Source organism: Pseudomonas sp. 06C 126 (assembly GCF_001855215.1).
Classification (GTDB): Bacteria; Pseudomonadota; Gammaproteobacteria; order Pseudomonadales; family Pseudomonadaceae; genus Aquipseudomonas; species Aquipseudomonas proteolytica.
Map to the genome: position 1 here is coordinate 184290 of NZ_MIFU01000086.1, position 20272 is coordinate 204561.

General features: G+C 61.8%; 22 protein-coding genes. All 22 read right to left on the minus strand.

Translation table 11 applies throughout. The features are described from left to right. Window positions 1-4: 4 nt before the first annotated feature. Window positions 5-748 (minus strand): flagellar type III secretion system pore protein FliP, encoded by a 744-nt coding sequence (gene fliP / locus BHC62_RS15145; protein WP_029292538.1) that lies wholly within the window; start codon window positions 746-748, stop codon window positions 5-7. Beyond that, the gene (gene fliO, locus BHC62_RS15150) at window positions 748-1182 is read right to left on the minus strand and encodes a flagellar biosynthetic protein FliO (RefSeq protein WP_029292536.1); all 435 of its coding nucleotides are present in this window, start codon (window positions 1180-1182) and stop codon (window positions 748-750) included. The genes fliP and fliO overlap by 1 nt, the downstream gene beginning before the upstream one ends. Before the next feature lies 1 nt (window position 1183). Next, complete coding sequence (gene fliN, locus BHC62_RS15155) at window positions 1184-1651, minus strand: flagellar motor switch protein FliN (RefSeq protein WP_029292534.1); 468 nt, start codon at window positions 1649-1651, stop codon at window positions 1184-1186. A gap of 55 nt (window positions 1652-1706) precedes the next feature. After that, complete coding sequence (gene fliM, locus BHC62_RS15160) at window positions 1707-2675, minus strand: flagellar motor switch protein FliM (protein ID WP_029292532.1); 969 nt, start codon at window positions 2673-2675, stop codon at window positions 1707-1709. Window positions 2676-2684: 9 nt separating this feature from the next. After that, window positions 2685-3188, minus strand: coding sequence for a flagellar basal body-associated protein FliL (gene fliL / locus BHC62_RS15165; RefSeq protein WP_029292530.1), 504 nt, complete (start codon window positions 3186-3188; stop codon window positions 2685-2687). A 202-nt stretch (window positions 3189-3390) separates the two neighbouring features. Further along, window positions 3391-4713, minus strand: coding sequence for a flagellar hook-length control protein FliK (locus BHC62_RS15170; RefSeq protein WP_070995423.1), 1323 nt, complete (start codon window positions 4711-4713; stop codon window positions 3391-3393). 90 nt (window positions 4714-4803) lie between these two features. Further along, window positions 4804-5145: an Hpt domain-containing protein gene (locus BHC62_RS15175; RefSeq protein WP_029292526.1), complete on the minus strand. Its 342-nt coding sequence runs from the start codon at window positions 5143-5145 to the stop codon at window positions 4804-4806. A gap of 30 nt (window positions 5146-5175) precedes the next feature. Continuing rightward, a complete protein-coding gene (locus tag BHC62_RS15180; RefSeq protein WP_070995424.1) occupies window positions 5176-6888 on the minus strand; it encodes a fused response regulator/phosphatase in 1713 nt (570 codons plus the stop codon). Then, window positions 6885-7190: an STAS domain-containing protein gene (locus BHC62_RS15185; protein WP_070995425.1), complete on the minus strand. Its 306-nt coding sequence runs from the start codon at window positions 7188-7190 to the stop codon at window positions 6885-6887. Before BHC62_RS15185 ends, BHC62_RS15180 begins: the two co-directional genes overlap by 4 nt. Before the next feature lie 223 nt (window positions 7191-7413). Next, window positions 7414-7863: a flagellar export protein FliJ gene (gene fliJ / locus BHC62_RS15190; protein WP_029292520.1), complete on the minus strand. Its 450-nt coding sequence runs from the start codon at window positions 7861-7863 to the stop codon at window positions 7414-7416. Window positions 7864-7869: 6 nt separating this feature from the next. Further along, window positions 7870-9228: a flagellar protein export ATPase FliI gene (fliI, locus tag BHC62_RS15195; protein WP_029292518.1), complete on the minus strand. Its 1359-nt coding sequence runs from the start codon at window positions 9226-9228 to the stop codon at window positions 7870-7872. After that, window positions 9218-9982, minus strand: a complete 765-nt coding sequence (gene fliH / locus BHC62_RS15200; RefSeq protein WP_029292516.1) for a flagellar assembly protein FliH — start codon at window positions 9980-9982, stop codon at window positions 9218-9220. The genes fliI and fliH overlap by 11 nt, the downstream gene beginning before the upstream one ends. 10 nt (window positions 9983-9992) lie before the next feature. Next, window positions 9993-11012: a flagellar motor switch protein FliG gene (fliG, locus tag BHC62_RS15205; protein WP_029292514.1), complete on the minus strand. Its 1020-nt coding sequence runs from the start codon at window positions 11010-11012 to the stop codon at window positions 9993-9995. Then, window positions 11005-12780 carry a flagellar basal-body MS-ring/collar protein FliF gene (fliF, locus tag BHC62_RS15210; RefSeq protein ID WP_070995426.1) on the minus strand — a complete coding sequence of 592 codons (1776 nt, stop codon included), beginning with the start codon at window positions 12778-12780 and terminating at the stop codon, window positions 11005-11007. The genes fliG and fliF overlap by 8 nt, the downstream gene beginning before the upstream one ends. A gap of 16 nt (window positions 12781-12796) precedes the next feature. Continuing rightward, window positions 12797-13126, minus strand: a complete 330-nt coding sequence (gene fliE, locus BHC62_RS15215; RefSeq protein ID WP_029292509.1) for a flagellar hook-basal body complex protein FliE — start codon at window positions 13124-13126, stop codon at window positions 12797-12799. Between the two features lie 131 nt (window positions 13127-13257). Then, a complete protein-coding gene (locus BHC62_RS15220; RefSeq protein ID WP_070995427.1) occupies window positions 13258-14637 on the minus strand; it encodes a sigma-54 dependent transcriptional regulator in 1380 nt (459 codons plus the stop codon). Window positions 14638-14643: 6 nt separating this feature from the next. Continuing rightward, on the minus strand, window positions 14644-15855 hold the full coding sequence (locus BHC62_RS15225) for a PAS domain-containing sensor histidine kinase (protein ID WP_029292505.1): 1212 nt from the start codon (window positions 15853-15855) through the stop codon (window positions 14644-14646). A gap of 110 nt (window positions 15856-15965) precedes the next feature. Beyond that, the gene (locus BHC62_RS15230) at window positions 15966-17441 is read right to left on the minus strand and encodes a sigma-54 dependent transcriptional regulator (protein WP_029292502.1); all 1476 of its coding nucleotides are present in this window, start codon (window positions 17439-17441) and stop codon (window positions 15966-15968) included. 173 nt (window positions 17442-17614) lie between these two features. Further along, entirely contained in the window at window positions 17615-17911 is a 297-nt protein-coding gene (fliT, locus tag BHC62_RS15235; protein ID WP_029292500.1) for a flagellar protein FliT, read from the minus strand. A gap of 25 nt (window positions 17912-17936) precedes the next feature. Further along, complete coding sequence (gene fliS / locus BHC62_RS15240) at window positions 17937-18326, minus strand: flagellar export chaperone FliS (protein WP_029292498.1); 390 nt, start codon at window positions 18324-18326, stop codon at window positions 17937-17939. A 127-nt stretch (window positions 18327-18453) separates the two neighbouring features. Beyond that, window positions 18454-19818, minus strand: a complete 1365-nt coding sequence (gene fliD / locus BHC62_RS15245) for a flagellar filament capping protein FliD (protein ID WP_070995428.1) — start codon at window positions 19816-19818, stop codon at window positions 18454-18456. 83 nt (window positions 19819-19901) lie between these two features. After that, a complete protein-coding gene (locus tag BHC62_RS15250) occupies window positions 19902-20246 on the minus strand; it encodes a flagellar protein FlaG (RefSeq protein WP_029292493.1) in 345 nt (114 codons plus the stop codon). Window positions 20247-20272: the final 26 nt, after the last annotated feature.

Below are 20272 nucleotides of genomic sequence, written 5' to 3' on the forward strand. Positions count from 1 at the left end.
GGCGCTATACCCCTCCGAAACTGCCGGCCAGGGTGCCGATAATCAGCGCCCAACCATCCACCAATACAAACAGCATGATCTTGAACGGCAGCGAAATGATCAGCGGCGACAGCATCATCATACCCATGGCCATCAGCACACTGGCCACCACCAGGTCGATGATCAGGAACGGGATAAAGATCATGAAGCCGATCTGGAACGCGGTCTTGAGCTCGGAGGTGACAAACGCCGGCACCAGGATGGTCAAGGGTGCCTGGTCCGGGCTGGCGATGTCAGTGCGCTTGGACAGGCGCACGAACAGCTCCAGGTCGCTGGACCGGGTCTGCGACAGCATAAAGTCCTTGATCGGGCCCTGGGCCTTTTCCACCGCGTCCTGGGCCGTCATTTTCTCTGCCAGGTAGGGTTGCAGGGCTTGCTGGTTCACCTTGTCGAACACCGGCGCCATGATGAACAGCGTCAGGAACAGCGCCATGCCGGTGAGGATCTGGTTCGAGGGGGTCTGCTGCAGCCCCAGGGCCTGGCGCAGGATCGAGAACACGATAATGATCCGGGTGAAGCTGGTCATCAGCATGACGAACGCCGGGATAAAACTCAGCGCGGTCATGATCAGCAGGATCTGCAGGCTGACCGAATATTCCTGGGCGCCGGCCGCATTGGTGCCCAGGGTGATCGCCGGGATCGACAACGGGTCCGCGCCGAACGCCAGCGGCGCTGCCAGCAACAGCATGAGCGTCAGTAGAACGCGCATTACTTCTTATCCTTCTGGTCCTTGCCCATCAGCTCCATCAGGCGCTGGGCGAACTCCGGTGTGGCGGCCTCGGTCTGGGCCACGCTGACCGGATGCTTGAGCACATGCAACGGGGTAATGCGGCCTGGGGTGAGGCCGAGCAGGATCTGCTCTTCGCCCACCTGCACCAGCACCAGGCGGTCACGCGGCCCCAAGGCCCGCGAGCCCACCAGTTCAATGACCTGGGCGTTGCCCGGGCCGATGCGTTGCACCCGGCGCAACAGCCAGGCGAGGACGAAGATCAGCCCCACCACCAGCAACAGGCCCAGCACCAACTGGGTCAGTTGCCCCGTCACGCTGGCGCCGGCGGCGGGCACGGCGACCTGGGCCACCGGTTCAGCCGCCATCACGCCCAGGGGCAATGCCCACACGAGTCCCAGCCAGCGGCGCGCCATCTCAGCGAAGCTTCTTGATACGTTCGCTGGGGCTGATCACGTCAGTCAGGCGGATGCCGAACTTCTCGTTGACCACTACGACTTCGCCATGGGCAATCAATGTGCCGTTGACCAGCACATCCAGCGGCTCGCCGGCCAGGCGGTCGAGCTCGATCACCGACCCCTGGTTGAGCTGCAGCAGGTTGCGGATATTGATCTCGGTACTGCCCACTTCCATGGAAATCGACACCGGGATATCGAGGATCACGTCCAGGTTCGGACCATCCAGCGATACCGGCTCATGGTTCTTCGGCACGCTGCCGAACTCTTCCATAGGCAAGCGGTTGCCCACGGGTGCAGTGGCGGCGTCGGCTGCCAGCAAGGCGTCGATATCGTCCTGGCCTGCATCGCCGGTTTCTTCCAGCGCTGCCGCCCATTCGTCAGCCAGGGCCTGGTCTTCGGCGGAAGTGTTTTCGTGTTCGGTAGCCATTACATGTCCTCGGCGCAGCAAAAATCATGAATTAGGGATGCATCATCGGGTTGAGTCAGCGACGGTTGATCGGCTCGACCACTTGCAACGCCAGGTTGCCCTTGTGGGAACCGAGCTTGACCTTGAACGACGGCACGCCGTTGGCGCGCATGATCAATTCGTCTGGCAGTTCGACGGGAATCACATCCCCCGGCTGCATATGCAAAATGTCCCGCAGGCGCAATTGGCGACGCGCCACGGTGGCGCTCAGCGGCACGTCGACATCCAGCAGGTCTTCGCGCAGGGCCTTGACCCAGCGTTCGTCCTGGTCGTCGAGGTCGGACTGGAAGCCCGCATCGAGCATCTCGCGCACCGGCTCGATCATCGAGTACGGCATGGTCACGTGCAGGTCGCCGCCACCGCCATCGAGTTCGATGTGGAAGGTGGAGACCACAATGGCTTCGCTGGGCCCGACGATGTTGGCCATGGCCGGGTTCACTTCCGAGTTGATGTATTCGAAATTGACTTCCATGATCGCCTGCCAGGCTTCCTTCAAATCGATAAAGGCCTGCTCCAGCACCATGCGCACCACGCGCAGTTCGGTAGGCGTGAATTCACGGCCTTCGATCTTGGCGTGACGGCCGTCGCCGCCAAAGAAGTTGTCCACCAGCTTGAACACCAGCTTGGCGTCGAGGATGAACAGCGCGGTACCACGCAGGGGCTTGATCTTCACCAGGTTGAGGCTGGTGGGCACGTACAGCGAATGCACGTACTCGCCAAACTTCATTACCTGCACGCCGCCCACTGCCACGTCCGCCGAGCGGCGCAGCATGTTGAACATGCTGATACGGGTGTAGCGGGCAAAACGTTCGTTGATCATCTCCAGGGTCGGCATGCGTCCGCGGACGATGCGATCCTGGCTGGTCAGGTCATAACTTTTGACGCTGCCGGGCTCGGCAGCCATTTCGGTCTGTACCAGACCATCGTCGACGCCATGCAACAGGGCGTCGATTTCATCCTGGGACAGCAGGTCTTGCACGGCCATGTCGTGATCCTACTGCAATACGAAATTAGTGAAGAGCGCCTGCTCGACCACGACTTTGCCCAGTTCTTTCTGGGCCACTTCCTGCACGCTGGCAGTGACTTTCTGGCGCAGCATTTCCTGGCCCACCGGGGTGGCCAGGCTGTCGAAACTCTGCCCGGAGAACAGCATCACCAGGTTGTTGCGGATCACCGGCATATGCACCTTGAGGGCATCGAGGTCCGCCTGGTTGCGCGCCAGCAGGGAAATACTCACCTGCAGGTAGCGTTGTCGACCGTTCTGGTTGTAGTTGGCGACAAAGGCCGGGAGCATCTGCTCGAAGATTGCCGGTTGCTTGACGTTGCTGGCGGTCTCGGCCGCAGGTACCGGCTTGCTCTGGGCACTGTGCATAAAGTACCAGGTAGCCCCCACCGATACGCCGATGGCCAATAACAAGGCCAGGACAATCAACAGGATCATCTTGAGCTTGCCCTTGCCTGCTGCAGGAGCTGTTGCTGCGTCGTCACTCTTCGCCATGCCAATAATCCGTCACTATTCGGGGTTTCATAGATCCACGGGAAGGCAAGAGCAAGTGTTATGCCAGAGTTGTCACGGTTTTCAGCAACGCTACAAAACCAGTGTGGGAGCTGGCTTGCCTGCGATAGCGGTGTGTCAGGCACGAGCTATATTGCTGACCCACCGCTATCGCAGGCAAGCCAGCTCCCACAGAGGTCAGGTTTCAGGCGTAGTAGTCCACGGCGCTGGAGCCGATGACGGATTGGGCTATCGGCGCCGCCACTTCGGTGGCTTCGCCGGCAAGGCCGGTGTCATGCCCATCGTTGTGCCCACCACTGCCGCTGACACCACGGGCCTGGTTTTGCTGTTGGTCCTGGCCCTGGCCCTGCCAGCCACGGGACTGGTCGGAGACATTCACATCAACCTGGCCCATGCCCTGCTGGGCGAACATCTCCCGCAGGCGCCCGGACTGGCTTTCCAGGGCCTCGCGCACGGCGGCATGGCCACTCATGAAATTCACCTGAGCCTGCTGGTCGGCGGTGATGTTCACGCGGATATCCAGGCGCCCCAGTTCGGCCGGCTGCAATTGGATATCGGCAGATTTGAGGTTGGCGCTGGACAGGTACATGACCCGGTTCACCACTTCCTCGGTCCAGCCACCCTGGTGCATGGCCAGCGGCTGGTTGTTCAGCGGCAAGGCGTTGGCAGTCTTGGGCGTGGCAGCCTGGGTCAAGGCGGCCAGGCGATTGGCGAAGTCATCGACGCGGGTGTCGCTGCTCGCGCCTTTCAAATCCTTGAGGCCATCTTCGATCAGGCCACTGAAAGCCTTTTCGCCCCCCTGGTCGGTGCTGTCCTTGGCCGCCTGCTGGTCGACCATGGCCGCCAGGCCGTTGGTGAAGTTCTGCGCGGCGGTGGGTTCAGCCTGGGTCGGCAAGTTCTTTTGCGCCGCCTGGCTGCTGGCTGAGACATGGCCGCCCTGCTCCATCGCCAGGCGCACCGCCGGCAACGAGTCCAATGGATCGGCTTCGGGGTCGAAGGCCGGCGCGACCTCTTCCGTGACCGGCGGCGTGGTCACCAGCAGCGGCGTGCTGACGTCATCCGCCACTCCCGCCTGGGCCGCCACTGGGGCGGGGGCCACCGCCGCGATCACGGCTGGATCGAGCACCGGGTCGACTGCCGGTGGCTGGGCTTGCGCCAGATCCTTGTCGGCACTTTTATCGTCATCGCTGCTGGCTGCCGCGTCTGCCTTGGCGGGCGGCTTGGCAGGCAAAGTCTTGCCGCTATCGGCAACTGCTGGAGTGCCAGCGGCAGGCTTGTCGTTGCCGACATCCTTCTTCGCGCTGGCCTCGGCCGGCTTGTCGCGGCTGGGCTTGGGCGCCATTTCCACAGCCTTGGAAGGTGCCGCCTTGGACTCCTTGGCGAACACCTGTGCAAAGCCTGGCGCTTTGGCCCGCGCGTCCGCGGCCGTTGCCTGCGCATTGGCGGGGGAAGCCTGCGGCTTGACCGCGGGGGCGGCCTGCAGGAGCGAGTTGGGGGCTAGAGGCATAGTTCAGGTCTCCGCTGCGCAGGGTCGAGGGCGCAGGCAGAAGATAGAGAGCAAAAGTCGGGCCAGCTTTGCAAACCGGCCCGGGCAACCCTAGAAGCGCTGGCGCTCGGATTCATACAGCGGCTTGACCAAGGCAAACTCGTGGTCGATCTGGTCGACCAGTTTGCCCAGGTCGGTCACCTGCGCCTTGGCTGATTCTGCCTCCAGGCGCTGGCACAGCCGCGCCAGGCGCACCGCACCGAGGTTGCCGCTGCTGCCCTTGAAGCTGTGGGCAATCCGCCCCAGCGCCTTGGCGTCATCGCGCGCCTTGCGCAGTGCTTCGACGCGCTTTTGCGAGTCATCGAGGAAGGTGTCGAGCAAAAGGGGGTATTCACCCTCCATCACTTCCCGCAAACCCACCAACACTTCAGGGTCCATATGTATCTGCGTCACTTGCTCGCTCCTTGATCAAGAATCGGCGGATTATGCCAGAGCCACCCAGCAAAACTCCACGCACACGCTGCGCCCGCCATCGGTCCAGCGTACATCGCTGCTCAGTTGCCGGACCAGGTTCAGCCCGCGCCCAGACAGACGGTCGATATCCAGCGGCCGCGCCAGCATGGCTTCCACGTCAAAGCCCGGACCGCTGTCTTCGATACGCAGGCTCAGGCGCCCACCCACTTCGGTCGGCAGCACATCCACATGTATGCGTACATAACCACTGTTCAACTGGTCGAGCCGCTCGCTGCGCAGGCGATAGTAGCGGGCAAAGCCCTGCACATCGCGCTTGAGCTGGGAGTCCAGGCCCAGCACGCCATGCTCCAGCGCATTGGAATACAACTCGGCCATTACGCTGTACAGCGCGCCACTCTGGCCGCGCAGGCCGTGGATTTCCAGGAGCAGTTGCAGCAAGTACGGCAACGGGTTGTAACGTTTTAGGGTTTCGGCGCGAAATTCAAAACTCACTGACCAGTCCAGCGGGCACGACTGCCCACTGTCGGTGTATTGCATGGTCGAAGAATGCAAAACCTGGCCGGGCAACAGGCTGATTTCCACCAGGCTCACATCATCGCGTACCTGGCCACGAAACCCGGCAAGGGCTTGTTCGATTTCCTCAAACAGGCGCTCAGGCTCGCGGTTGGCGGCGAACACCTCAAGCAAACGTTCCACCCCAAACAATTGTTCGCTGGCATCCGCCGTATCAATCACCCCATCGGACAGCAGGAACACCCGATCCCCCAGGGCCATCGGCCAGACTTCAGTGCCATCGTCAAAGACCTCGGGCGCCAACACGCCCAGCGGCAAATGCCGGGACACCAACGGCGTACGCCTGCCGGTGGCCACTTCGTGCACATAGCCATCGGGCATCCCGCCGTTCCATACCTCTACTACCCGCCGCTGCACACTGAGGCACAACAGCGTGGCACAGCAGAACATGTCCACCGGCAGGATGCGCTTGAGCTTGGCGTTCATCTCCCGCAGGGTCTGCGCCAGGCCATAGCCTTTGGCGGTCATGCCGTAGAACACCTCGGCCAGGGGCATCGCGCCGACGGCCGCCGGCAGACCATGGCCGGTGAAATCCCCCAGCAGCACGTGCATGTCCCCCGATGGTGTGTAGGCCGCCAACAGCAGGTCGCCGTTGAACAGCGCATAGGGTGATTGCAGGTAGCGAATGTTCGGGGCCGCGTTGATGCAGCCGGAGTGGGCGACTTTGTCGAACACCGCCTTGGCCACCCGTTGCTCGTGCAGCAGGTAGTCATGGTGGCGGGCGATCAGGTCGCGCTGCTCGAGGACCGTGGCCTGCAACCGGCGCAGGCGGTCCATGGCGTTGATCTTCGCCGCCAGGATGACCTGGTTGTAGGGCTTGGCCAGAAAGTCGTCGCCGCCGGCATCCAGGCAGCGCGCCAGGGCTTCGCTCTCACGCAGGGAGGTGAGGAAAATGATGGGCACCAGCGCCTCGCCAGCCAGTTGCTTGATCTGCCGGGCCGCCTCGAAGCCGTCCATCACCGGCATCAGGGCATCCATCAACACCAACTGCGGGCGGTCGCGGGCAAACACCTGCACCGCTTCGGCGCCGTTGCTGGCGGTCAGCACGTGATGGCCCTGGCGGCGCACGATGGTCGAGAGCAATAGCAGATCAGTGGCGCTGTCTTCGGCGATCAGCACGGTCAGGGTGTCGAGGGCCTGGGCGCTCAACTGATCTCAAACAGTCTGTCGAAGTTGGAGATGGCGAAGATCTTGCGCACGTCAGAGCTGCTGTTGATCACTCGCACATCCGCGTTATCGCCCCCGGCATGATCACGCAACAGCAGCAACATGCCCAAGGCTGAGCTGTCGAGATAGGTGGCCTCTTTCAAGTCCACCACGTAGACATCGGGAACCTTGTAGAACCGCTCATAGGAATCACGAAAGGGCTGGTGACTACCGAAATCGAATCGGCCCTTGATTGCGATCGTCAACTGCTTCCCATCCAGGGACACTTCTGACTCGACTGACATACGACTGCTTCCTTGTCGTGGGTATGTGCAACAAGGTGTAGCAGGTGATCAGGCAGTGGGCAAGGTGCTGCTGTGGCGAGGGGGCTTGTCCCCGCTGGGCTGCGCAGCAGCCCCAACAAGACCGCTGAGTTTTTTCAGATAGACCGGGGCGGCAGGTCTTGGGGCTGCTGCGCAGCCCAACGGGGGACAAGCCCCCTCGCCACAAAAAGCACCTTAGGTCCGGTTAGTACTGATCCTGGCGTGGCAAGCGCTGGGACAGCTCATCCAACAGCTTCTGCTCGCGCTTGTCTTCCAGGGCGCGGGCTTCGTCGATGTAGCGCTGCACCAGCTTGCGCAGGCCTTCAACCCGGGCGTAGGCCTGTTGCCAGCCTTCGCGGGCCTTGTCGAGGTTGTTCTGGTGCCAGGCCAGGCTCTGGCGCTGCTGGCCGACGGCGCTTTCCAGTTGATTGAGAAAGTGCTGGTAATTCATCAGCCACTGCCCGGAAACGCCCTTGCTGCCGCGATCGATCCACTGCTGCTGGTACTCGCCCCGAAAACGTTCCAGGTCGCCCAGTTTGCTCTCGGCCAGGCGCACCTGGCCCTGGAAATGCCCCAGGCGCTGGGCGGCGGTGCGTTCGGCGCTTTCAGCCATCTCCACCACCGGCGCAAGACGCGCGGCGCGACTGCTGGCCATGCGGGGTTAGCCGCCAGGCGCAGGTGCGAACACCGACGCCAGGTGCGCTTCACTTTCGGCCATGCTGATGTTGTCGTTCAGGCCCTGGCGCAGGTAGGTCACCAGTTGCGGTTGCAGGGCAATCGCCAGGTCGGTCTCGCGGTCGCCACCGGCCACATAGGCGCCGACGCTGATCAAGTCGCGGCTCTGCTGGTAGCGCGACCACAACTGTTTGAACTGCTGGGCACGGGTCATATGCTCGGCGCTGACCACCGAGGGCATGACCCGGCTGATGGACGCTTCGATATCGATGGCCGGGTAGTGCCCTTCCTCGGCCAGGCGCCGGGACAGCACGATGTGCCCATCGAGCACGCCTCGCGCCGAGTCGGCAATCGGGTCCTGCTGGTCATCGCCTTCGGACAATACGGTGTAGAACGCGGTGATCGAGCCACCACCGGCCTCGGCATTACCGGCACGTTCCACCAGCTTGGGCAGCTTGGCGAAGACCGACGGCGGATAGCCTTTGGTGGCGGGCGGCTCGCCAATGGCCAGTGCGATTTCCCGCTGGGCCTGGGCGAAACGCGTGAGGGAGTCCATCAGCAACAGGACATTCTTGCCCTTGTCGCGAAAATATTCGGCAATCCGCGTGCAATACATGGCCGCGCGCAGGCGCATCAATGGCGCATCGTCCGCCGGGGACGCCACCACCACGGACCGCTTGAGGCCCTCTTCACCGAGGATGTGCTCGATGAACTCCTTGACCTCACGGCCCCGCTCACCGATCAGGCCAACCACGATGATGTCGGCCTCGGTAAAGCGCGTCATCATGCCCAGCAGCACACTCTTACCCACGCCGGTACCGGCAAACAGGCCCAGGCGCTGGCCGCGACCGACCGTCAATAAACCGTTGATGCAACGAATACCCACGTCCAGCGGCTGGCTGATGGGGTTGCGCTTGAGCGGGTTGATGGTCGGGCCGTCCATCGGCACCCAGTCTTCGGCCTTCATCCCGCCCTTGCCGTCCAGCGCACGACCGGCGCCGTCGAGCACGCGGCCGAGCATGCTCATGCCCATCGGCAGGCGCCCGGTATCCGCCAACGGCACCACGCGTGCGCCTGGCGCAATACCGGCGAGGCTGCCGACCGGCATCAGGAAAATCTTGCTGCCGGAAAAGCCCATGACTTCCGCCTCCACCTGCACCGGGTGGTAGCTGTCATCGTTGATCACCAGGCAGCGGCTGCCCATGGCCGCGCGCAGGCCTTCGGCTTCGAGGGTCAGGCCGACCATGCGCAGCAGGCGGCCTTCCAGGATCGGCTGGCCGGGCAACTCGGTGGCTTCGATATAACCGCCCAGGCGCTTGGCGAAGCTGGTGCGATCAAGGCGCATCAGGCGCGTCCAGGTCCGTGCTCAGGTCCGGCGCCGCCGGGTGCAGCGCCTGTTCGTGCAACTGGTCGAAGAGCTTGGCCATGATCTGCGTGATACGCGTCTCGACCGTGGCGTCGATCCGGCTGTGCTCGGTCTCGACCCGGCAACCACCGGGCTGCAACGCGGCATCCTCGACAATGCGCCAGGTTTCCTCATGGCGCTCGCGCAGGGCTTTGACCTGCTCGAAATCCTGCGGGTTGATGTACAGCCGCACATTGCCGACGCCCAGGGGCAACAGCTTGAGGGCTTCGCGCATCACGCTTTCAATCTGGCTGGAGTCCAGCGCCAGTTCACGCTGGATAACCTGGCGGGTGATGTGCTCCACCAGGCCGACCATGGCTTTTTCCAGTTGCGAGTCCTGCTCGGCAATCGGCGCGAACAGGTTGCCCATCAGCCGTTCGAGGCTGGCCAGTTTCACAGCGAGGGCCGCGTCAGCTTCCTGGCGAACCTTGAGGGTGGTGCTGTGAAAGCCCTCTTTCTCACCCGTGGCGAAGCCTTCGTTGTAAGCCTCCTGACGGATGCTTTCGAGCTCTTCGAGGGTCAGTGGCTGGACTTCGTCCAGGGGCACTTCTTCCATTTCCACCGGGGTCTCTTCGACCGGCTCGGGCTCGGGTTCGGGCTTATGCGGGTCGAAGCTGGGCAGCGACCAGACGTCGAACCCGCCGACGTCCCGGGCGCGAATCAAGTCGCTGGGCGTCTCATCATTGTTCGACATGCGCTGCGCCTTAGATCATTTCTTCGCCGCCCTTCCCGCCGAGAACGATTTCTCCGGCTTCGGCCATACGGCGGGCAATGGTGAGGATTTCTTTCTGCGCGGTTTCCACGTCGCTGACGCGCACCGGGCCCTTGGCCTCGAGGTCGTCGCGCAGCAGTTCGGAAGCACGCTTGGACATGTTCTTGAAGATCTTTTCCTTGACGCCCTCGTCCGAGCCCTTGAGGGCCAGCACCAGTACATCGGAGGACACTTCGCGCAGCAACGCCTGGATGCCACGGTCGTCGACATCGGAGAGGTTGTTGAACACGAACATCAGGTCTTCGATCTGCACCGACAGGGTGTCGTCGATCTCGCGGATCGAGTCCATCAGCTGGCCTTCGACCGAGCTGTCGAGGAAGTTCATGATGTCGGCCGCGCGCTTGATACCGCCCAGGGTGGTGCGTGCAGCGTTGGAGTTGCCGGAGAACTGCTTCTCCAGGATCGTGTTCAGTTCTTTCAAGGCCGCTGGCTGCACGGTGTTCAACGACGAGACGCGCAGGATGATGTCCAGGCGCACCTTGTGGTCGAAATGGCCGAGCACTTCGCCGGCCTGGTCCGGGTCCAGGTAGGCCACGACAATCGCCTGGATCTGCGGGTGCTCGTAACGGATCACGTCCGCCACCGCTCGCGGTTCCATCCACTTGAGGCTGTCGAGGCCGCTGGTGTTGCCGCCCAGCAGGATGCGGTCGATCAGGCCGTTGGCTTTGTCTTCGCCCAGGGCCGAGGTGAGCATCTTGCGGATATAGCTGTCGGAGCCAACGCCCAGGCTGGTCTGGTCGCCGACGATCTCGACGAACTCGCTCATCACCTGCTCGACTTGCTCGCGGTGCACATTGCGCATCTGCGCCATGGCGACGCCGACCCGTTGCACTTCCTTGGGGCCCATATGGCGCAGCACTTGGGCCGCGTCGGTCTCACCCAGGGACAGCAACAGCACGGCGGCTTTGTCGACCCGGGTCAGCTTGGCAACAGAGGCTCGATTATCACTCATCTGCGTTGATCCACTCTTTCACGACCTGGGCCACACGACCCGGGTCTTCTGCCACCAGACTTTTGATTGCATTCAACTGCGCGTCATACCCTTCGCTCGGACTTGGCAGCAGAATGCTCTGCGGCCCGCCAAGGCTGACGCGGTCGTTGGCCAGTTCGCCATCCAGGCCGCCCATGCCACCCAACTCGACATCGCCGAACGGCGCCAGCTGCTTCTTGCCGTGGCCGGTGATGTTGTTGAGCACAGGGCGCAGCACGCCAAACACCAGCACCAGGATGAACAACACCCCCAGCACTTGCTTGACGATGTCCCAGAACCAGGGTTGAGAGTAGAACGGAATATCGGCAATCACCTCACCGCGCTCCAGGGAGAACGGCATGTTGATCACGCTGACGCTGTCGCCACGGCTGGCATCGAAGCCCACAGCGTCCTGCACCAGGCGGGTGAAGCGCGCCAATTCATCGGCGGTCCACGGGGCGCGGGTGGTTTCACCGTTGGCGGCGTTGATCTTGATCTGGTCATCCACCACCACCGACACCGACAGGCGGTTCAAGCGCCCTTGCTGTTGCTTGGTGTGGCTGATGGAGCGGTCCAGTTCGAAGTTTTTCGTCGATTGCGAACGCTTGTCGGCGGGGTACGGCGCGAGCATCGGCTGGCCGGTGGCCGGGTCCATGATCTGCTGACCATTGGCGTCCAACAGCGGCTGGCCGGGCTGGATCGCGCTGGCGGTCGCGGCGGCGCCACCGGTGGTTTGCGGGGCACTGGCCGGCGCTGGCGGCTGATTGCTCAGGGCGCCGGGTACGCCTTGCGGAGGACCATTGGCGGCAGTGCGTTGTTCGCTGGTCGATTGCTCGCTGCGCAGGGCCGGCTGGTCCGGGTTGAACTGCTCGGAAGTCGACTCGACGGCGCTGAAGTCCACATCGGCGGACACTTCAGCCTTGTAGCGGTCGTTGCCCAGTACCGGTTGCAGGATGTTGTGCACACGCTGGGTGAGCATGCTTTCCATGCGGCGACTGTAGTCGAACTGCTTGCCGGCCATGGTCAGCGCGGAGTTTTCCGCCTGGTCGGAGAGCAGGTTGCCCTTCTGGTCGACCACGGTGATCTGTGACTTGCTCAGCTCAGGCACGCTGGTCGCCACCAAATTGACGATGGCCAGGACCTGGCCAGGCTCCAGGGAGCGCCCGGCAAACAGTTCGACCAATACCGAAGCGCTGGGCTTGCGCTCGTCGCGCACAAACACCGAGCTTTTCGGGATCGCCAGGTGCACACGGGCACCCTTGACGTTGTTCAGGCTAGCGATGGTGCGCGCCAGTTCGCCTTCCAGGCCGCGACGGTAGCGGGTGGCTTCCATGAACTGGCTGGTGCCCAGGCCCTGGTCTTTATCGAGAATCTCAAAACCGATGTTGCCGTCGGTCGGCGCCACGCCGGCGCCGGCCAGCTTCAAGCGGGCACGGGCGACGTCGTCGGCCTTGACCAGCAAGGCGCCGGAGTTGGGCTCCACGGTATAGGCGATATCGGAGGCGGCCAGGGTTTCCATGACCTGCTTGGCATCCATCCCCGCCAGGCTGCCATAGAGTGGCCGGTAATCGGGTTGCTGGGACCACAACACCACGGCAAAACCAATCGCCACGCTGGCAGCCAGGCCGACCATCAGGCCCACCTGACGCAACATGGTCATTTCGGAGAGGTTTTCCAGGAACGACAGGCCAAACAGCGGCGGCTTGCCGTCTGTCTTGGCGGGTACGTTATCCACGACTGCTTCTGCCATGACTTAAATCTCGTCCTTAAACCGGCATCTGCATGATGTCTTGATAAGCCTGAACCAGCTTGTTGCGCACTTGGGTCAAGGCCTGGAAGGAAACGCTGGCTTTCTGGGATGCGATCATCACGTCGGTGAGGTCGACGCCACTCTTGCCGATTTCGAAAGCGGTCGACAGTTGGCTGGACGCCTGCTGGGTATCGCTGACTTTGTTGATGGCTTGACCGAGCATATCGGCGAAGCTGCTTTGGCCCAATTCCGGCGCTTGCACGACGGATTTCGGCTGGGACATGGCGTCCATTTGCATGGATCGCATATCCAACATCAACCGATTGAACTCAACACCTTGGCTCATGAACTTCTCTCTCCGACGACCCGCAATTTTTTGACACTACGCAGCGGTTAGTAGGGGTGGTAGCAACAAGGGTGCCAGCTCCATGGCAACTCGTAAGAAAAGCCGACAAACCTTGTCAGCTGATGTGTATCTCAGCTGGCGAAAAGGAACGCTTCCACGTCCATCCCCGCATCGCGCATTTGCGCCAGCTTGTAGCGCAAGGTGCGCGGGCTGATGCCCAGGCGCTCGGCAGCCTCTTTGCGGCGGCCACGTTCGGCACGCAGCGTGTCGATAATCATCTGGAATTCGCGGCGGCGCAGGTCGTCGCCCAGGCCACCGGCGGCCTCGGCCGGCGCGCTTTGCAAAGGCGCGGGGGTTAGGCTTGGCATCGGCGCCGTACCGGCACCGACCGCCAGGCAGAAGTCCTGGGGCTGGATCAGGCCGCCCTGCTGCAAAATCAGCGCGCGCTGGATCGCGTTGTCCAGTTCACGCACGTTGCCGGGCCATGGGTAACTGATCAGGCAGGCCTGGGCCTCGGCCGACAGGCGCGCCTGGGCATGCTTCATTTTATTGACGTGTTTGTTCAACAGGCGTTCGGCCAACGGCACGATATCGGCCGGGCGCTCACGCAACGGGCGCCAGGCCAGCGGGAAGACCGAGAGCCGGTAGAACAGGTCTTCACGAAAGCGCCCCGCCGCCACTTCGCCGGCGAGGTCACGGTTGGTGGTGGCGACCACGCGGATATCCAGCTGGATCGGCTTGCGTGCGCCGACCCGCTCCACTTCGCGCTCTTGCAGCACGCGCAGCAGCTTGGCTTGCAGGCCGAGGGGCATTTCGGAGATTTCGTCGAGCAGGATGGTGCCGCCATCGGCCTGCTCAAACTTGCCGGCCTGGGCGGCGATGGCGCCGGTAAAGGAGCCTTTCTCATGGCCGAACAGGGTGGCTTCGAGCATGTTGTCAGGGATCGCCGCACAGTTGATCGCGATAAACGGTTGGCTGGCGCGGTGGGATTGCTGATGGATATAGCGCGCCAACACTTCCTTGCCGGTACCGGACTCGCCGGAGATCAGCACCGTGGAATCGCTGCGGGCGACCTTGGCCGCCAGCTCCAGCAGTTGCGCACTGGCCGGTTCGCAGGCAATCGGTCCCTCGCTGTCTGCCGCCCCGACGACGCCGAGAGCATGGCGCGCCACCAGCTCGATCAAGGCCTTGGGCTCGAATGGCTTGACCAGGTAATCTGCCGCGCCCTGGCGCATGGCATCGACTGCGCGCTCTACCGCGCCGTGGGCGGTCATCAACAGCACCGGCAGTTGCGGCTGGCGTGCCCGCAGCAGACCGAGCAACTGGTGGCCGTCCATGCCAGGCATGTTGACGTCACTGACCACCAGGCTGAAGGACTCTTGCTCCACCGCCTCCAAGGCTTCCTCGGCCGAACCGACCGCCCGATAGTCATGGCCCGCCAACAACAGCGTGTCAGCCAGTGCTTCACGCAGGGCGCGATCGTCTTCAACCAGTAAAACCTTGATAGCCATTTATCCTTACTCCGCGCTTGCCGTGCCCGAAAACAGCGGCAGCGTTATCAATGCACAGGTGCCGCGCCCCACACGGGAACGCAACTGCAATTCTCCCTGATGGGCACGGGCCACTGCCTTGACCACGGTCAGCCCCAGGCCGGTGCCGTTGGTCTTGGTGGTAAAGAAAGGTTCCCCCAGGCGCTGCAACACGGCTGGATCAATCCCACTGCCGCTGTCGCTGATGCACAGGCGCAGGGTTTGCTCGCGGCTGTACAGGTGCACTTTGAGTCGCGCGCCCGGGCCGCTGGCCTGGCTGGCGTTTTCGATCAGGTTGAGCAGCGCGCCCACCAGGGTGTCGCGATTGCACAGCAGCTCGCCCCAATGGCTGTCGCACTGCCAGCGTACCGAGGCTTCCTGTACATGGGTGGCGGCGGCGGCCTGCAGCGACTGCATCAAGGCGGCGGGCGTGACCCGGTCGGTCAGCGGCAATTCGCCACGGGCGAATACCAGCATATCGCGCACTTGGTGCTCCAGTTCATGCAGGCGCTCCTTGAGCCGCCCGGCAAAACGCTGGTGGGTGGCGGTCGGCAATTGCTCATCAGTCAAATGGCTGGCGTAGATCAACGCAGCGGACAACGGCGTGCGGATCTGATGCGCCAGCGAAGCCACCATCCGCCCCAGGGACGACAAGCGCTCATGGCGCGCCAGTTGGTCTTGCAGGTGACGGGTTTCTGTCAGGTCGTTGAGCAGCACCAATTGACCAGGCTCGGCGTCCAGGGAACGGGTGGCGATGGACAGGCGGCGCCCGTCCTTGAGGGAAATTTCGTGGCCGTCGTCTTCACGGGGGGCAAAGCAGCGGGTGATGACATGGCGCCACAGCTCGCCTTCGAGCGGCAGGCCCAGCAGGTCACAGGCCGCTGGGTTGGCTTCGCGCACGCGGCCCTGGTCGTCGATCACGATCACGCCACCGGGCAACAGGTCGAGGAGGTTTTGCAGACGGTTGGCCAGGCGCTCTTTCTCGGCCAGCTCTTGCATGCGCTGGGCACTGACCACCGCCAACTCGCCCTTAAGCTCCGAAACCCGGGCTTCCAGCAGGCTGTAGGAGTCTGTCAACTGGCTGGACATCTGGCTGAACAGCGAAAACGCCTGCTCAAGCCCTTGCCGGCTGATCTGCTCTACGGACGGGACAAGTCCCTGGGTGTCAGGGACTGAAGAAAGGTGGGCGGCGTGGGGCATCGTGCTCTCTCGCTTGGCTGACCGTCAGTTAAACGGAACGTTGCGAGTGCTATAGCAATACCCGTGCCGGAAAAAATATCCTTATTTTTCAGCAGGTTAAAAAACAGGCGTCAATCATCCGCCTGTTCATCACCTTCACGCCGGCTCATGCCGTACTTGCGCATCTTCTCCACCAACGTGGTGCGGCGGATGCGCAGGCGCTCGGCAGCACGGGCGACGATGCCATTGGCGTCGTCCAGTGCCTGCTGGATCAGCCCTTGTTCGAGGCTGCCGAGGTAGTCCTTAAGGTCCAGGCCTTCGGGGGGCAACATGGCGGTGGCACCGAAGTCCGGGGTATGGCCATTGATCGCCACTCGTTCTTCGAGGTCGCTGCGCAGGCTGTCCACCAATTGCTCGTCTTCGTCGTCGACGTAGCGGAATTTCTTCGGCAACTCGACCACGCCGATCACCCCGTACGGATGCATGATCGCCATGCGTTCCACCAGGTTGGCCAACTCGCGCACGTTGCCCGGCCAGCCGTGGCGGCACAGGGACATGATTGCGGCGGAGTTGAAACGGATCGAGCCGCGCTTTTCGTGCTCCATGCGCGAGATCAGCTCGTTCATCAGCAACGGGATGTCTTCCACACGCTCGCGCAGCGGAGCCATCTCGATGGGGAATACGTTGAGGCGGTAGTACAGGTCTTCGCGGAAGCTGCCGACCTCGATCATGCTTTCGAGGTTCTTGTGGGTGGCCGCGATGATGCGCACGTCGACGCTCTGGGTCTTGTTGCTGCCCACGCGTTCGAAGGTGCGCTCCTGCAACACGCGCAGCAGCTTGACCTGCATCGGCAACGGCATATCGCCGATTTCGTCGAGGAACAGGGTGCCGCCATTGGCCAGCTCAAAACGCCCGGCACGGCTGGTGATCGCCCCGGTAAAGGCACCCTTCTCGTGGCCGAACAGTTCGCTTTCGAGCAGCTCTGCCGGGATCGCCCCGCAGTTGACCGGCACGAAAGGTCCGTCACGACGCTTGGAATGGTAATGCAGGTTGCGCGCGACCACTTCCTTGCCGGTGCCGGACTCGCCGAGGATCAGCACGCTGGCGTCGGTATCGGCCACTTGCTGCATCATCTGGCGCACGTGCTGGATCGCACGGCTGGTGCCGACCAAGCTGCGGAACAGGTTGGGTTCGCGGTGACGACCGCGCTCGCGGGCCTGGTCGTACATCTCGCGATAGACCTGGGCACGGTGCAGGGAGTCGAGCAATTTGCTGTAGCTGGGGGGCATTTCCAGGGTGGAAAGCACACGGCGGCGCTGGTCTTCCGGCAAATCCACGGAAGAAATATCGCCCATCAGCAACACGGGAAGGAACTCATCCCAGGTTGAGAGTGTCTTTAACAGGCCAAGAACTGCGCCAGGAGCGTTTACCGTCCCGATCAGCACACAGATGACTTCACGGCTCGATGACAAAGAGCTGACGGCCTGCTGCCAATCGTGGCTGCCGCAGGGTAAATTTTCTTCACCAAGAAAATTCAAAATCACCGCCAAATCGCGGCGACGGACGCTATCGTCATCAATCAGCAGAATTTTCGTTTCACGCCACATGCAATAGCAACTTCCCTAGTAAAACTCTAATGCCCTCGAATCGGGGCAATCTAGATAGCTGTAGGCGTTTTCTGCGCTACGGTTACCTGACGTCTGAAAATAGCACTAGTTAAGTCAAAATTATGCGAGCAGTCAAATTTATGACGCGCTATGTTCGGATTAACTGAGCCAGATCAGCCGAACAGATGGTAAACCTTTGACGCATTTTTCGCTTGGTTGATCTGCGACATCTCTTCAAATATCGCCTGGCGCTCGCCGGTCGTCACCTCCAGCAGCTGTTGGTAGACCACCAACAGGCTCTCCAGCTTCTCGCGCAGCGCACCCTCGTCCACCGGCGCTTCACTGAGCACTTCGTCGATACAGGCGCGGCAACCCATGTCCAACTCGCCGATAGCATCCCAATTGCGTTCTGCCAGCGCACCGATCAAGGCGTCGCGGGTTTCGTCAATGCGTTGCAGTGCGTGGCTCATGCTGTGTTCCTCAAGGCCGGCGGCCTTATTGTGGAGCGATGGCATCCCAGCCACTTTTGACGGTAATCAACAAGCGTGCGACTTCGTCGATCATGTCGGCATCGTTGACGCCATTGGCCTCAACCAAGCGGTTACTCATGTACTCGTACAACGCATCCAGTTGCTGCACTGCCGCTGGATCCTCGGCTTTTTCCGGCTCCAGACCATCGCGCAAACCGGAGATGATTTCAATCGCCTTGCCCAGCATCAGCCCTTTCTGGGCGATATCACCACGACTCAACGCACCCTTGGCCTGAGCCATGCGATCGAGACCGCCTTCCATCAGCATCTGCACCAGACGGTGCGGGCTGGCTTCGGAGATTTGAGCGTGGGAATTGACCTTCTGGTATTGGCGAAGGGCTCTCATAGGGTTCATGTTGCTACCTCGTTACAGGCCACAGTCGAATAGGTTTGCTTAAATAGTTTTTCGACTGTGCCGAGAAAAACTTTAATCCCTCACCGGCTGCCAGGGCTCTTTTTCAGAGCCCCTGGCATGCCACTTATCAGCTCGACTTCGGATTGTTCAGCGAGTTGAGGGTAGTCATGATGCTGGAGCTGCTGGCGTTGATCTGCGCGATCATGGTGTCCATGGCGGTGTACTTGGCCGACAGGGATTTTTGCAGGGCTTCCATACGACGATCCAAGTCAGCCTTCTCGGTGGTCAGGTCGGTCAGCTTGGTGTTGAGATCCGTCGCACGGGTTGCCAAGGTGCCAGTGGAGCCGACATAGCTGTTGGTCGCCTTGTTCATGCGCGTAATCAAACCGGTATCGCCGGTGAACATCTTGGCGATATCCCCTGCGCCCTTGACCACAGCCTTGTCCCACGCTTTGTCTTCCAGGCTTAGCAAGCCGGTTTTCTGGTCCGTGGTAATGCCCATCTGGGCTAGGCTGCTTATACTGCCCGCCCCCGAACCATTGACCAGCTCAGAGCGCAGACTTGATACCAACTGACGCATCGACGCATCGCCGGTCAGGGCGCCCGCCGTGGTGGTCGAGGCATCGCCAGTGGCGGTGACCTTGGTCTGGGTGTTGATGGCAGTCATCAGCGTGTTATAGGCGGTGACGAACGACTGCACCGAGGTCTTCAGGGTGTCGGTGTTGCTGGCTACGGTCAGTGTGACCTTCTTGGTCAGGTCGCCATCCAGCAGCTCCAGGGTCACGCCGCTGATCGCGGAGGTGATCTTGTTGCTGGTGGACTCCATCTGGACATCATCGATGGAGTAGATGGCGTTTACCGGCGCTTTACCCTTGTCATAACCGACCGCCAGCTCCGAATTACCACTAAGGGTGATGTCGGTGCCTACACCACTGTTACTGGAGGTCAGGACCAAGCGCCCGCCATTGGAGTCACTCAGTACGTTGGCGCTGATACCTTGGGCTGAGAGCTGGGTATTGATGGATTCACGGACCTCTTGCAGGGTCGCACCACCTGCCACCAATACATCGTAGCTCTTACCCGATTGGGTAATCGTCAGCGTCTGAGTTTCATCGCTGGCGTTGGCTTTGCCCGAGGCGCCACCTTCGATCACTTTGCTGGAGACCTTCGACGAGGTCGCCAGGTTCTTGACCTCAAGGGTGTATTTGCCGGGTGCCGCGCCGTCACCGAGGGTGACCTTGGCGTTTTTTTCTTCGGAGGTAGTGGCGGCCAAGCCATTGAAGGCGGACTGGTTGTTCAACTTGGTGATTGCCGCCTGGTAGGCTTCCAGCGCCGTTTTCACCGAGCCCACGGCCGACAGCTTGACGGTGGCGTCTTTCTGCTGGGCGGTGATCTGCGCCTCTTTGGGCGCACGTTCGGCCCCCACCAACGCCTTGACGATGGCTTGGGTGTCGTAGCCCGAACCTGGGCCGGAAATCGTTGAACTAGCCATTTGCTACTCTCCTTGTCCTGCGGTTGCCGCTTTTTTGGCGTACGAACGCCCAAGCGGCAATCAGAAACATGTTTCGTGCCAACTCAGGCCTTTGTATCAAACAACAGGCTGCTGGCATCGCTCAGGTTCTGCGCCAACTTCAGCGCAGTCTCCGATGGAATCTGTCGAATCACTTCACCACTGTCGGTGGCGATCACCTTGACCACCACTTTGCCAGTGGAGTCATCGATGGAAAAATCCAGGTTGCGCTGTGAAGCCTGCACAAACTCACGCATATCGGTAACAGCTTTTTCCAGTGCCACGCGCTGCGGCTCCTCGGCGGGCTCGGCCTCGGCCTGCTGGACAGGCTTGGCCTGTGTCGCAGTCGCGGTAGGAGCCTGGGTAGTGGCAGCCGGGTAAGACGCGTTCAGCTTGATGCTCATGTCCATGTCATCACCTCCAAACTGAAAAAACG

Coding starts and splice junctions, on each gene's coding strand:
- fliI (WP_029292518.1), bottom strand. CDS start 9,228: ATGCGCCTTGATCGCACCAGCTTCGCCAAGCGCCTGGGCGGTTATATC.
- BHC62_RS15220 (WP_070995427.1), bottom strand. CDS start 14,637: ATGGCTATCAAGGTTTTACTGGTTGAAGACGATCGCGCCCTGCGTGAA.
- fliT (WP_029292500.1), bottom strand. CDS start 17,911: ATGAGCCACGCACTGCAACGCATTGACGAAACCCGCGACGCCTTGATC.
- fliF (WP_070995426.1), bottom strand. CDS start 12,780: ATGGCAGAAGCAGTCGTGGATAACGTACCCGCCAAGACAGACGGCAAG.
- fliO (WP_029292536.1), bottom strand. CDS start 1,182: ATGGCGCGCCGCTGGCTGGGACTCGTGTGGGCATTGCCCCTGGGCGTG.
- fliG (WP_029292514.1), bottom strand. CDS start 11,012: ATGAGTGATAATCGAGCCTCTGTTGCCAAGCTGACCCGGGTCGACAAA.
- fliN (WP_029292534.1), bottom strand. CDS start 1,651: ATGGCTACCGAACACGAAAACACTTCCGCCGAAGACCAGGCCCTGGCT.
- fliM (WP_029292532.1), bottom strand. CDS start 2,675: ATGGCCGTGCAAGACCTGCTGTCCCAGGATGAAATCGACGCCCTGTTG.
- BHC62_RS15230 (WP_029292502.1), bottom strand. CDS start 17,441: ATGTGGCGTGAAACGAAAATTCTGCTGATTGATGACGATAGCGTCCGT.
- fliD (WP_070995428.1), bottom strand. CDS start 19,818: ATGGCTAGTTCAACGATTTCCGGCCCAGGTTCGGGCTACGACACCCAA.
- BHC62_RS15185 (WP_070995425.1), bottom strand. CDS start 7,190: ATGTCAGTCGAGTCAGAAGTGTCCCTGGATGGGAAGCAGTTGACGATC.
- BHC62_RS15170 (WP_070995423.1), bottom strand. CDS start 4,713: ATGCCTCTAGCCCCCAACTCGCTCCTGCAGGCCGCCCCCGCGGTCAAG.
- BHC62_RS15250 (WP_029292493.1), bottom strand. CDS start 20,246: ATGGACATGAGCATCAAGCTGAACGCGTCTTACCCGGCTGCCACTACC.
- fliH (WP_029292516.1), bottom strand. CDS start 9,982: ATGTCGAACAATGATGAGACGCCCAGCGACTTGATTCGCGCCCGGGAC.
- fliJ (WP_029292520.1), bottom strand. CDS start 7,863: ATGGCCAGCAGTCGCGCCGCGCGTCTTGCGCCGGTGGTGGAGATGGCT.
- fliL (WP_029292530.1), bottom strand. CDS start 3,188: ATGGCGAAGAGTGACGACGCAGCAACAGCTCCTGCAGCAGGCAAGGGC.
- BHC62_RS15225 (WP_029292505.1), bottom strand. CDS start 15,855: ATGCCCCACGCCGCCCACCTTTCTTCAGTCCCTGACACCCAGGGACTT.
- fliS (WP_029292498.1), bottom strand. CDS start 18,326: ATGAACCCTATGAGAGCCCTTCGCCAATACCAGAAGGTCAATTCCCAC.
- fliE (WP_029292509.1), bottom strand. CDS start 13,126: ATGAGCCAAGGTGTTGAGTTCAATCGGTTGATGTTGGATATGCGATCC.
- fliP (WP_029292538.1), bottom strand. CDS start 748: ATGCGCGTTCTACTGACGCTCATGCTGTTGCTGGCAGCGCCGCTGGCG.